At 74.6% G+C, this 12,174-nt stretch carries 8 protein-coding genes; all 8 read right to left on the reverse strand.

The window, feature by feature from the left end; translation table 11 throughout:
- Positions 1–17 precede the first annotated feature (17 nt).
- The gene (gene sthA / locus NYF13_RS24405) at positions 18–1,430 is read right to left on the reverse strand and encodes a Si-specific NAD(P)(+) transhydrogenase (RefSeq protein ID WP_315659949.1); all 1,413 of its coding nucleotides are present in this window, start codon (positions 1,428–1,430) and stop codon (positions 18–20) included.
- Positions 1,431–1,475: 45 nt separating this feature from the next.
- Positions 1,476–2,789, reverse strand: a complete 1,314-nt coding sequence (locus NYF13_RS24410) for a glutamine synthetase (RefSeq protein WP_315659951.1) — start codon at positions 2,787–2,789, stop codon at positions 1,476–1,478.
- Complete coding sequence (locus NYF13_RS24415) at positions 2,786–4,579, reverse strand: IucA/IucC family protein (protein WP_315659953.1); 1,794 nt, start codon at positions 4,577–4,579, stop codon at positions 2,786–2,788. The genes NYF13_RS24410 and NYF13_RS24415 overlap by 4 nt, the downstream gene beginning before the upstream one ends.
- On the reverse strand, positions 4,576–5,874 hold the full coding sequence (locus NYF13_RS24420) for a SidA/IucD/PvdA family monooxygenase (RefSeq protein ID WP_315659954.1): 1,299 nt from the start codon (positions 5,872–5,874) through the stop codon (positions 4,576–4,578). The genes NYF13_RS24415 and NYF13_RS24420 overlap by 4 nt, the downstream gene beginning before the upstream one ends.
- Positions 5,871–7,391, reverse strand: coding sequence for an aminotransferase class V-fold PLP-dependent enzyme (locus NYF13_RS24425; protein WP_315659955.1), 1,521 nt, complete (start codon positions 7,389–7,391; stop codon positions 5,871–5,873). Before NYF13_RS24425 ends, NYF13_RS24420 begins: the two co-directional genes overlap by 4 nt.
- Before the next feature lie 161 nt (positions 7,392–7,552).
- Positions 7,553–8,743, reverse strand: coding sequence for a cytochrome P450 (locus tag NYF13_RS24430; RefSeq protein ID WP_315659956.1), 1,191 nt, complete (start codon positions 8,741–8,743; stop codon positions 7,553–7,555).
- Between the two features lie 178 nt (positions 8,744–8,921).
- A complete protein-coding gene (locus tag NYF13_RS24435; protein ID WP_315659958.1) occupies positions 8,922–9,875 on the reverse strand; it encodes an LLM class F420-dependent oxidoreductase in 954 nt (317 codons plus the stop codon).
- A 150-nt stretch (positions 9,876–10,025) separates the two neighbouring features.
- A complete protein-coding gene (locus NYF13_RS24440) occupies positions 10,026–12,155 on the reverse strand; it encodes a prolyl oligopeptidase family serine peptidase (RefSeq protein ID WP_315659959.1) in 2,130 nt (709 codons plus the stop codon).
- Positions 12,156–12,174: the final 19 nt, after the last annotated feature.

The following is a 12,174-nucleotide window of genomic DNA, read 5'->3' on the forward strand; positions in this document are numbered from 1 at the left end:
CGCCCGGGCGCGGCCGCTCAGACCGGGAACCGCTCCAGCGCCCGGATCTTGTTGGTCGCGTCCAGCGCGGCGACCTTGTACGCCTCGGACAGGGTGGGGTAGTTGAACACGGCGTCGACCAGGTAGTCGACGGTGCCGCCGCAGCCCATCACCGCCTGGCCGATGTGCACGAGGTCGGTGGCGCCGGTGCCGAACACGTGCACGCCCAGCAGTTTCCGGTCGGTGGTGGACACCAGCAGCTTGAGCATCCCGTAGCTGTCGCCGGTGATCTGCCCGCGCGCCAGCTCGCGGTAGCGTGAGATGCCGACCTCGTACGGCACCGAGGACGAGGTGAGCTGCGCCTCGGTGGCGCCGACGTAGGAGATCTCCGGAATGGTGTAGATCCCGATCGGCTGCAGGGCGCCCAGCCCGTTCGCGTGCTCGCCGAACGCGTGGTACGCGGCGAGCCGGCCCTGATCCATCGAAGTTGCCGCGAGCGCCGGGAAACCGATCACATCGCCGACCGCGTAGACGTGCTCGACCTCGGTCCGGTAGTGCTCGTCCACGGTCAGCCGGCCGCGCTCGTCGGCCGCCAGTCCCGCCTTCTCCAGCGCCAGCCCGCCGGTCACGCCCTGGCGCCCGGCCGAGTACATGACGCCGTCGGCCGGGATGCGCTTGCCGCTCGCCAGCGTGGTGACGGTGGCGTCGGCCGACACCGCCACGTCCGCCACCTTCTCCCCGAAGCGGAAGGTGACGCCGAGGTCGCGAAGCTGGAACTTCAGCGATTCGACGATCTCCGGATCGCAGAAGCCGAGCATCTGCTCCCGCTGCTCCACCACGGTCACGCGCGAGCCCAGCGCGGCGAACATCGACGCGTATTCGATCCCGATCACCCCGGCGCCGACCACGACCAGCGAGGACGGGATCTGCTCCAGCCGCAGGATCTCGTCGGAGTCGAGCACCCGCGCGGCGTCGAAGTCCACGTGCGCGGGCCGGGCCGGGCGGGTGCCGGTGGCGATCACCACGTAGTCGCCGGAGATGGTCCGGCGGTCGCCCGGGTGCCGGCCCTCGACCAGCACGGTGTGCGGGTCGGCGAACGAGCCGGTGCCCGGGACCAGGTCGATGTGGTTGCGCTGCAGCTGGGCCCGCACCACCTGCACCTCGCGCCCGACCACGTGCTGGGTGCGGGCCAGCAGGTCGGCGATGGTGATGTCCTGCTTGACCCGGTAGCTCGCCCCGTAGAGCTCCCGCTGGTTCATCCCGGTCAGGTAGAGCACCGCTTCGCGCAGGGTCTTGGACGGGATGGTGCCGGTGTTGACGCACACCCCGCCGACCATGTCGTGCCGGTCGACGACCGCCACCTTCTTCCCCAGCTTCGCCGCGGCGATGGCCGCCTTCTGCCCGCCGGGCCCCGAGCCGATGACGATGAGGTCGTACTCGTGTTCGCTCACCCGCAGAAGCCTGCGCACTCCCTTCCCGCCGCGCAAGCCCCAACCTCAGGATCGCAACGCGCCCCGGCGCCGGTGGAAATCCGTCACCCCGTCCAGGCCCGCCGTGATCTCCTCACGCAGCAACGCCGCCTGCTGCGCCACGACGTCCTCCCCGAGCAACTCGGCCGCGCGTCCTTCTTCCAGCGCCGCCAGCGCCTCCCACGGCGTGGGCGCGAGCGAACCCACCTCGGCCCCCGCCTCCGGTGGGCTCAGCTTCTCCTGCACCCCCGCGAGGCCGGCCGCCAGCAGGGCCGCCAGCACGAGGTGCGGCTGGGCGTCCGCGCCCGCGAAGCGGAACTCCAGCCGCGGTGCGCCCGGCGGCCCGCACAGCCGGACCGCGGCGGTGCGGTCGTCCGGGCCCCAGCGCAGCACCCGCGGGGAGAACGACGCCGTGCGCAGCCGCGTGTAGCTGTTCCACGTCGGCGCCCACACGGCCGTCAACGCCCGCGCGTCTCGCAGCACCCCGGCCAGGAAAGCGCCGAGCGGACCGGGGAAGCCGGCCGGTCCGTCCTTTGTGGACAGTGACAGGTGGACGTGGCCGGAGTTGCCCTGTCCCGGCTCCGGTGCGGCCAGGTAGTCGGCGCGCGCGTCGTGCTGGGCGGCGACGCGGCGCGTGAGCAGTTGCAGCAGCAGGGCGTCGTCGCACGCGGCCAGCGGGTCCCGGTGCCGCAGCACGATCTCGTACTGGCCCGGGTGGCATTCGGCCCGCGCGGACTCCACGCCCAGGCCCGCCGCGGCCTCCCGCAGCGAGGCGAGCAGCGGCGCGAGCCGCTCCGTGCCGCCCAGCGCGTAGTCGACGCCGTGCGGGGTCAGCGGCTCGCCGCCGGCGTCCCGGAAGACGACTTCGTGCTCCAGCCCCGCCGAAGGCGCCAGCCCGTGCTCGTCGAGCGCCGCCAGCTGGGCCCGCAGCACCGATCGCGGCGCCAGCCCCGCCGGTTCGCCCGAAGGCCACTCCGCGTCGCAGACCACCGCCCAGGTCCGGTCGCCGAGCGGCAGCGCCGTGGCCGGGTCCGGGCGCACCCGCAGATCCCCGAACCCGCCCAGGTACGCCGAAAGCGGGCCGCCCTCGGGCAGCGGCTCCCGTTCGGGGTTCCAGGCGAACACGTAACTGCACACCCCGTAACCGGTTTCGAGCACTTCGGCCGCGAACGGCCCGCTCACCTCCGCCGCGGCGAACCGCGCGTGCGGGTCGGGCACCAGCAGGAGCAGTCGGGTGCCGTCGTCCTCGAGCAGCCGCCGCAGCACCCCGCCCGCGGCCGCGGCGGCCGAGGCCCGCCCGGCCGGCGAACGCGGACCGACCGGCCGGGCGAACGGCGTCACCAGGCGCCGTCCGGGTCCGGCGCGTGCAGCGGGTTCGGCACCCGGCCCCACCGGACGTCGAACTCGTCGTCGCGCTCCACCTTGTCGAAGCCCTGCCCGGCCAGGTGCTCGCGGTTCAGCGTCACCCGCTCCACCTCCGGCGCGAGCAGCCGGCAGGCGTCGAACCGCGCGGCCACGTCCGGGTTCTCCTCGCGGTAGCGGCCGACGACCGTGCGCACCAGGCCCCAGAACACCCCGCGCGCCAAGCCGAGGTCGTCGAGCAGGATCTCCGCCCAGAACCGCAGCTGCCCGGAGAACACCGAGCTGAACAGCGACTGCGCGAGCAGGTGCGCGGGCCAGCGCAGCATGTCGGCGTTGGCCTCCACCGGAAGGTCGCCGTAGCCGGGCAGCTCCTCGTCGAGCAGGTCCACGCCCTGGGCGAAGTCCTTGATCGCCACCCGCAGCGGCCAGCCGCGGTCGTCGGCCACCAGGATCAGGTTCTGGCCGTGCGGGCAGAACCCGACCCCGTAGCGCAGCAGCCAGTGCAGCAGCGGCGTGAGCAGCCGGTCGAACAGCCGCGCGCACCAGGACTCCGCGCCGCGGCCCGCGCGTTCGATCAGGTGGGTGAGCACGGCCGTGCCCTCGACGTCGCGGTAGGGCAGCGCGGCGAACGAGATCGCCCGCTCCCCTTCGGCGAGGCGGGCCACCAGCGGCTCGCGCCACAGGGCCCCGAGCGTCTCGTGGAAGCGGTAGGGCAGCTCCTCCAGCGCGCCGAAGAGCGGGTGGCGCACCGAGACGCTGGCCACCTCGCCGAGCAGCTCGAACCGGTAGGACTCCGACAGCAGCGGGTCGGCCGCGTCGATCCGGCGCAGCCATTCGGTCACCGACGGACCGGCCAGCGTGGCCGCCGAGTTCAGGCCGCGGTACACCAGGGTGTTGCGCACCGAGACCGCCGTCTTCACGTCATGGCGGTCGGGCCGGGTGGCGTTGGCCAGCGTCCGGACCGTCTGGTGTGGACGGTAGGCGTCCGCGCCGTCGCCGAGGTCCACCAGCCGTCCGGCCGCCAGCTCCGCGGCGTAGAGCGTGCCGAGGATTTCGTCGGCCTGCCAGGGGTGCACGGGCACCCACAGGTAGTCGCCCGGCTCGCCGGCCTCCGCGACCCGGGCGGTGAACGCCGCCCGCTCGGCCTCGTCCAGCTCGGCCGCCAGCAGACCGGAAGCGGTCAGCCCGGCGACGCAGCGGAATTCGGCCAGGTCGCGGTGCACGGCGAACCAGCGCAGCCGGACCTCGGCCCCGGACTCGGGCGCGTACCGCGCGCGGTCGGCGGCGGAGAAGCCGACCCGGCCCTTGTTCAGCACCAGCCGCGGGTGCCCGGTGAGGTGCCCGTCGGCCCGGTTGTAGTCCATCGTGGACAGTTCGGCCGCGGTGGGCGCGCGGCGCAGGCGGGCGGCCTCGTTGGCCACCGTCGAGGTCAGCTCGGCCAGGACGTCGGCCAGCCGCAGCCCGGTCAGCCCCAGCGTGGCCCGCGCGCCGACGACCAGCGCGCGCGGGTCGTCGGCCGGCGCCTCGACCCCGGCCGCGGAGCGGACCGCGCTGCCCGGCCGGACCGTCCACGATTCGAACGCGCCGCGCCGGGCCTCGAAGCGGTACCAGACCTCCCCAGGCAGTTCCAGCCGCCAGGTCCGGTGCCCGCCGCCGGCGTCCGCGCCGGGTTCGGGCCCGAGCATCGCCTCGTACGACAGCTCGCCGAGCATCTTGTGCGTGACGAGCGAGCCCGCGGCCCGCCAGGCGGCGGCTTCGGTCAGGGTCACAGGTCCTCCGTGGTCTCGAGGCCGAACGTGGTGAACGCGGTGCGCCCGGGCAGCTCGTAGACCGCTTCGCCGCACACCGCGTTGAGGATCGTGGCGGCACGCCAGGCCCCGAGCCCGAGGTCCGGCGCGCCCGGGCCGTGGGTGTGCCGCTCGGCGTTCTGCGCGAACACCGCTCCGGTGACGCCGCCGCCGAGGGCCAGCCGGTAGTCCGCGCCGACGACGAGCCGGCCGTGATCGTCGCGCTCGACGGCGTCGCCCAGTCCGGCCAGCAGCGGCCCGGTCGGGGTCTCCGCGTACCCGGTGGCGCAGACGACGGCGCCGGTGCGATGCGTGGCGCTGCGCGACTGCTGCTCGTGACGCAGGCCCAGCTCGATCCCGCCCGGCCCGGCGCTCGCCGAAACGACCTCGACACCGGGGGTGAGCACGGCCCCGGGCCACCGCCCGCCGATGCTCCGGCGGTAGAGCTCGTCGTGGATGGCGGCGCTGGTTTCGGCGTCGATCCCCTTGTAGAGCTGCCATTGCGTGGGCAGCAGCCGGTCCCGCACCGGCTCGGGCAGGCCGTGGAAGTACGCCGTGTAGTCCGGGGTGAACTGCTCCAGACCCAGCTTCGAGTACTCCATGGGCGCGAACGCGGGCGTGCGCGCGAGCCACCGGACACCGTCCACAGTGGAGCGCGAGCGGAGCAGGTCCAGGAACACCTCGGCGCCGGACTGCCCGGAGCCGACCACGGTCACCGTCTCCGCCGCCAGCAGGGCCGCGCGGTGGGCCAGGTAGTCCGCGGAGTGCAGGGCCGGCACCTCCGGCGCCGCGACCAGCGCGCGCAACGGCAGCGGGACGTTCGGCGTGCTGCCCACCCCGAGCACCACCGATGCCGCCAGCACGGGCTCCGCGCCGGAGACCGTCAGCTCGAACGCCTCCTGCGCCGCCACCCAGCGCACGCCGGTGACTTCGTGGCCGAACCGGCACGAGGGCAGCCGGGCCGCGGCCCAGCGGCCGTAGTCGTCGTACTCCGCGCGCGGCAGGTGGAACCGCTCGGCGAAGTAGAACGGCAGCAGCCGTCCGCGTTCGCGCAGGTAGTTGAGGAACGAGTGCCGGCTGGTCGGGTCGACCAGCGAGACCAGGTCGGCCAGGAACGGCACCTGCAGGGTCGCGCCCTCGACCAGCAGCCCGGGATGCCAGCGGAACTCCGGACGCGCGTCGAACAGCACGAGGTCCAGCTCCAGCGGATCGGCCAGCGCCGCCAGCGCCAGGTTGAACGGCCCGATCCCCACTCCGGCGAGGTCGAAGCGCCTCACGAGGCGACCGGGCTCTGCCGGGCGGCCACAGCGGCACCGGCGGCACCGGCGGACCCGGTGGACCCGGTGGACCCGGCCGTGCTCGCGCAGCCGGTGGCGGTGGCCGCCACCAGGTCCAGCAGCGCGCGGTAGTCCTCGGGGCCGGTGTGCGGGTGCAGCAGCGTGAGCTTGAGCCACAGCCGCGGCGCCCCGTCCGGGCCGGTCGGCAGCAGCCCGCGGCCGATCACCGCGGTGCCCGCCTCCAGCAGTTCACGGCGGACGCGGGCCACCAGCTCGTCGCCGAGCGGCTCGGGCAGACCGTCGGCCGCGCGCGGGCGGAAGACCACAGTGGACAGTTCCGGCGCCCCCCACGAGCGCAGGCCCGGGTGGGCGGCCACCAGCCGGTGCACCCCGCCGGCGGTGGCGCAGCAGCGTTCCACGAGCGCGCCGAGGCCCTCGGTGCCGAGCGCGCGGACGGTCACGGCCATGCGGAACGCGTCCGGGCGGCGCGAGGTCCGGATCGACCGGCCGAGCAGGTCGGGCAGTCCGGCCTCGGTGTCGTCGGCGGCGTTGAGGTACTCGGCGCGGACGGTGAGCGCGGACAGGTCGGCGCCCGCGCGCGCGGCCAGCAGCCCGGCCGCGACCGGCTGCCAGCCGAACTTGTGCATGTCCAGGGCCACGGAGTCGGCCAGCTCCAGCCCGGCCACGCGCGGGCGCAGGGCCTCGCTGCACAGGGCCATCCCGCCGTACGCGGCGTCCACGTGCAGCCGGGCCCCGGCGCGGCGGCAGATCCGGGCGATCTCCGGCAGCGGGTCGATCCGCCCGGTGTTGGTGGTGCCCGCGGTCGCCACGACCACCGCGGCCGCGCCCAGCGGCACCAGGGCCTCGGCCAGCGCTGCGGGCACCATCCGGTCGTCCGCGCAGGCCACGACGACCGGCGCGGGCAGGCCCAGCAGCCACGCGGCGCGCGCGACGCTGTGGTGGGAGTTCTCCCCGCACACCGGCCGCACGGTGCCACCGCCCGCTTCACGGGCCAGCAGCAGCCCCAGCAGGTTCGACTCCGTGCCCCCGGAGGTGACCACCGCGTCGGCCCCCGGCACGGCCGGGTAGCAGAGCCGGGCGATCCCGGTGGTGAACTCCCGTTCCAGCTCGCTGGCGACCGGGGCCTGGTCCCACGAGTCCATCGACGGGTTGAGCGCCCCGGCCACCACGTCCGCCGCCACCGAGACGGCCAGGGGCGGGCAGTGCAGGTGCGCGGCGCAGGCGGGGTCGGCGGGATCGGCCGAACCGGCGGCCAGCAGCGCGCCGAACTCCTCCAGGGCCCGCCGCGCCCCCACCCCGGTGCGGGGCAGCACCCCGGTGCCGCCGCCGGCCGCGGCCAGCGCCGCCGCCACCGCGGCGGGTCCCCCGGCCGGCACCGGGCCGCCCCGCTCGGCGATCCCGTTCGCCATCCCCCGCAGCGCCACCGGGATCAGCTCGCCGAGCCGTTCCGCGCCGCCGCGCCCGCCGCTGAGACCTGCTGCCGACTCGACACCCATGGAGCCGCCTTTCTTAGGGTTGCCTACCCTCGGCAACACTACGGACACCCTCCGGCAGAGGGCGAACGGGTAGGCATCCCTTCCCAGCATGGTGGCCCCGGACGCGGATCGCGTCCGCCATTTCGGGAGACCCCGGACCGGCGCTCACCGGGGCGGCGCGGCTACCAGGTGACCGGCAGGGACCGCGGTCCGCGCAGCAGGTGGTTCGCCTTGAACGGCACCTGGGCGGCCGGGGTGGCCAGGCGCAGTCCCGGCAGCCGGCGCAGCACCGAGGCCAGCCCGGTCTGCAACTCCACCCGGGCCAGCGGCGCGCCCAGGCAGTGGTGCAGGCCGTGCCCGAACGAGATGTGCGGGTTGGCCTCGCGGTCGAAGTCGACCGCCTCGGCGCCCTCGAACACCGACTCGTCCCGGTTGGCCGCGGCGATCTGGCAGACCACGGACTCGCCCGCGCGAACCAGGGTGCCGCCGACCTCCAGGTCCTCGCGGGCGATCCGGCCGAAGGTGACCACGCCCAGCGGCGTGATCCGCGCCAGCTCCTCCACCGCCCTGGGCACCAGCCCGGGATCGGCGAGCAGCCGCTGCCACAGCCCGGGCTGGGTCAGCAGGGTGAACACGTAGCCCGAGAGCTGGTTGGCGGTGGTCTCGTGCCCGGCCGCGAGCAGGGCGATGCCCAGCTGCACCAGTTCCTCGTCGGAAAGCCGCTCTTCGACGTCGCGCGCCGAGACCAGGAGGCCGATCAGGTCTTCGGTCGGCTGCTCGCGGCGCTTCGCGGCCAGCTCGGAGAAGAAGGCGGCCAGCGACTGCTGGGCCGCCATGATGTCCTCGATCGACACGTCTTTGATGGCCGTGGCCCGGTGCGACCACTCGTGGAACTCCGAGCGCTGGTCCTCCGGCACGCCCAGCAGTTCGCTGATCGCGGTGACGGCCAGCGGCAGCGAGAAGTCGGTGACCAGGTCGGCCTCCGGCCCCCGGTCGATCATCCGGTCCAGCAGACCGTCCACCACCTGCTGGATCCGGGGCCGCAGCAGCTCGACCCGGCGCACGGTGAACGCCCGCGCCACCACCCGGCGCACCCGGGTGTGCTCGGGCGGGTCCAGGTTCAGGATGCTGGGGGTGGTCTCCATCATCGGCATCGTGCGCGGCGCGTCCGCGCCCACCGCGGCCGCGCGGCTGAAGCGCGGGTCGGACAGCACCAGCTTGACGTCGGCCAGCCGGGTGGCCAGCCAGGCCACGCCGCCGTAGGGCATTTCCAGCCGGCCGAGGCCCGCGGCCCGGCGGTACCGGCCGTACTCCGGGGCCAGCTCCAGCTGGGCGGTCTCGGGGAACGGGTACGGGCGGGCCTCGGTGGTCATGCTCGGGACTCCCTGGCTGGTGGTGGGGCCGGACGGGGCGACGCCGGACATCCCGGCCCGCCGGTCATTGCTCTCTTGCGAGTAGTAGCAAGAAAGACCGGGGCCGTCCACCACCCGGGGCCAGGCTTGCCCGGATGGTCCACCGGGGGCGTGACGACCGGCCCCGCCCCCCGCCGGTTCACCGCTTCGGCGCCAGCCCCCGAACCTGCTCGAACGGGTCGCCCCCGGTGGGCAGCAGCGCGATCACCGGGGTGGTCAGCCCACCGTCCACATAGGCCTGAACCTGCTCCCGGCACGATTCCACGCTGCCGTGCACGATCAGCTCGTCCACCACGGAATCGGGGATCACCTCGTTGGCCCGGCGCCGGTCGCCCGCGGCCCAGGCCGCGTGCATCGGCGCCAGCGCCGCACCGCGGCCCAGCCACTCGTGGAACGCGGCGTACGCGGGCACCGTGAGGTAGGAGGAGATCAGCATCCGTCCCAGCCCGCGGGCCGCCTCGGCGTCTTCGGTCGGGCAGACGAAGATCCGGGCCGCCAGCTCCACCTCCGGCCCCACCACGCCCCGCACCTGGGGCACGTCGGAGGCGGCCAGCCAGTTGGTGATCGCCCCGTCCGCCTCCCGGGCGGCCAGCTTCAGCATCCCGGGCCGCAGCGCCGCCAGCATGATCGACGGTGCCGGGTCCGCGGCGCGCTCCAGCCGGAACTTGGTCACCGAGAACGTCTCGTAGCTTTCGGTCACCTTCTCCCCGGCCAGCGCCGAGCGCAGGAACCGCAGCGTGTCGCGCGAGCGCGCGAACGGCTCGGCGAACTCCGCGGCGTTCCAGCCCTCCACGATCACCGGCGAGGACGCCCCGATGCCGAGCACGAACCGGCCCGGCGCCAGCTCCGCCAGCGTCGACGCGCTCATCGCCAGCAGCCCCGGTCCACGGGTGTACACCGGCACGATCGCCGTGCCCAGGCGCAGCCGCGGGGCCCACTGCGAAGCCAGCACCAGCGGGGTGAACGCGTCCGGGCCCGCGGTCTCGGCCGTCCAGGCGTCGGTGTAGCCGAGGTCGGGCAACTGCTCGACGATCTCGCGGTGCCCGGTCAGCGGCACCCCGGTGAGCGGGATGGTCAGGCCCCAGCGGCTCATCGGTTCTCCTTGTCTGTGTCTTTGCGGGACACCCGCACCCGGCCGGGGCCGCGAACGAGCTGACGCGATGATGGGTTCACGCCCCCTCCTCGTCTTTGCGGGACACCCGCACCCGGCCGGGGCCGCGAACGAGCTGACGCGATGATGGGTTCACGCCCCCTCCTCGTCTTCGCGGGACACCCGCACCCGGGCGGAAAGCTCACGCAGCAGCCAGTCCACCTGCACGCGCATCATGTTCTCCGCGACCTCCTCGGCCTGCGGGGTCATGTGGGTGGCCCCGGCCAGCGGCAGGAACACGTGCGGGCGTCCCCCGGCCAGCAGCGCCGAGGACAGCCGCAGCGAGTGCGCGGGGAACACGTTGTCGTCGGCGAGGCCGTGCACGAGCATCAGCGCGCGCGAAAGCTCCCCGGCCCCGGCGATCAGGGAATTGCTCTCGTACGCCTCGGGCGCGTCCTGCGGGGTGCCCAGGTACCGCTCGGTGTAGTGCGTGTCGTACAACGACCAGTCGGTCACCGGCGCGCCCGCGACGGCGGCGTGGAACACGTCCGGGCGGCGCAGCACCGCCAGCGCCGACAGGTAGCCGCCGTAGGACCAGCCGCGGATCGCGACGCGCTCGAGGTCGAGCTCCGGGTGCTCGGCCGCGGCCGCGTGCAGTCCGTCCACCTGGTCGGCCAGCGTGACCTCGGCCAGCCGGCCGGCGATGGCCTTCTCCCAGGCCGCGCCCCGGCCCGGGGAACCGCGGCCGTCGACCACCAGCACCGCGAAACCCTGGTCCGCCAGCCACTGCGGGGTGAGGAAGGCGTTGCGGCTCTGCAGAACCCGTTGCGCGTGCGGGCCGCCGTAGGGGTCCAGCAGCACCGGCAGCTTGCCTTCGCCGGCCTCGTAGCCGCGCGGCAGCAGCAGCGCGGCGCGCAGCCCGCGCTCGCCCAGCGTCAGCCACTGCAGGTTCGGCACGATCTCCGGGTCCACAGTGGACGAATCGATCGAGGCGACCGGCTCGCCGTCGCGCAGCACGCGCACCACCGGTCCGCTGTGCCCGAGGCCCCACGAGCTGAGCACGGTCAGCCCCGCGCGGCCCGCCCCGCCGTGCACACCATCCTCAGTGGACAGACGACGGACGGCGCCGCCCTCGGTGCGGTACACGTGCACCTGGGTCGGGTCCTCCGACGCGGTGAACAGCACCTCGGCGCCGACGTGCAGCACCTCGCGCAGCTGCAGGCCCGGCGGGGTGACCGGCTGACCGGCCACCACCAGCCGGTGGTCGCCGTCGGCCGCGCTCTCGGTGACCAGGCGGCCGTCGGTGGTCCAGGCCGGCACGCCCTGGACGATCTCGACCCAGTGCTCGTCGGTCTCGGTGTGCCGGACGGCGGTGGAGCCGTCCGCAACGTCGACCGCCAGCACCGAGAGCGAGCGCTGGGTGCGGGGCTGCACCGCGAGCAGCGGCGGGCCGCCCGCCGACCAGTGCACCGTGACCAGGTACTCCCAATCGCCCCGGTCGAGGTCCACGCGGCTGCCGTCGAGGCCGAGCAGCGCGAGCGAAACCTCTGCGTTGGGCGAGCCGGCCGAAGGGTAGGCGACGACGTTCGCCGGGTTCTGCGGGTTCGACGGGTCGCCGATGCTCCAGCGCGGCACCGGGCCGCGGTCCGCGCGCTCGGCGATCAGGCTCTGCCCGTCCGGCGCCCACCAGTAGCCGCGGTGGCGGTCCATCTCTTCCCCGGCGATGAACTCGGCCAGGCCCCAGGTGACGTCTTCGCCGTCCTCGGCGTCGTCGGCGACCAGCGCCCGGTCGGTGCCGGTGGCCAGCTCGATCACCCGCAGCCGCCGGTCGCGGACGTAGGCCACGTGGGTGCCCGCCGGGTTCGGCCGCGGGTCGATCACCGAGCCCTCCACCAGCACCTCGATCGCGCCGGTGGCCAGGTCGAGGGTGTAGAGCCGGCCGGACAGGGTGAAGGTGAGCACGGTGAACGCGTCGTCGACCCCGTAGGCGAGCACCCCGCTGCCGGTCTGGCGCGAGCGCTCGCGGCGCGCCCGCTCCTCGGGCGGCAGGTCCTCGTCGCCGGGCAGCAGCTCGGCGGCGTCGACCAGCTTCGCCTCCTCTCCGGAGGCCAGGTCGAGCGCCCACAGGCTGTGCCGCGGGTCGGTACCGGACTCGCTGCGCAGGAACACCACGCGCGAACCGTCCGGGGAGACGGTGAACAGCTTGGGCGCGCCGAGGGTGAAGCGCTGGGTGCGGGCCTGGCGGCGGAGGAACGGGAGATCGTCGAGAGCAGAGTCGGTCACGTCCGGCACTCTTTCAGAC

This window comes from Amycolatopsis sp. PS_44_ISF1 (genome assembly GCF_032335455.1).
Lineage (GTDB): Bacteria > Actinomycetota > Actinomycetes > Mycobacteriales > Pseudonocardiaceae > Amycolatopsis.

Bases quoted from the DNA above. Each gene is read 5' to 3' on its own strand.
- NYF13_RS24425 (WP_315659955.1), bottom strand. From the start codon at position 7,391: ATGGGTGTCGAGTCGGCAGCAGGTCTCAGCGGCGGGCGCGGCGGCGCG.
- NYF13_RS24430 (WP_315659956.1), bottom strand. From the start codon at position 8,743: ATGACCACCGAGGCCCGCCCGTACCCGTTCCCCGAGACCGCCCAGCTG.
- NYF13_RS24435 (WP_315659958.1), bottom strand. From the start codon at position 9,875: ATGAGCCGCTGGGGCCTGACCATCCCGCTCACCGGGGTGCCGCTGACC.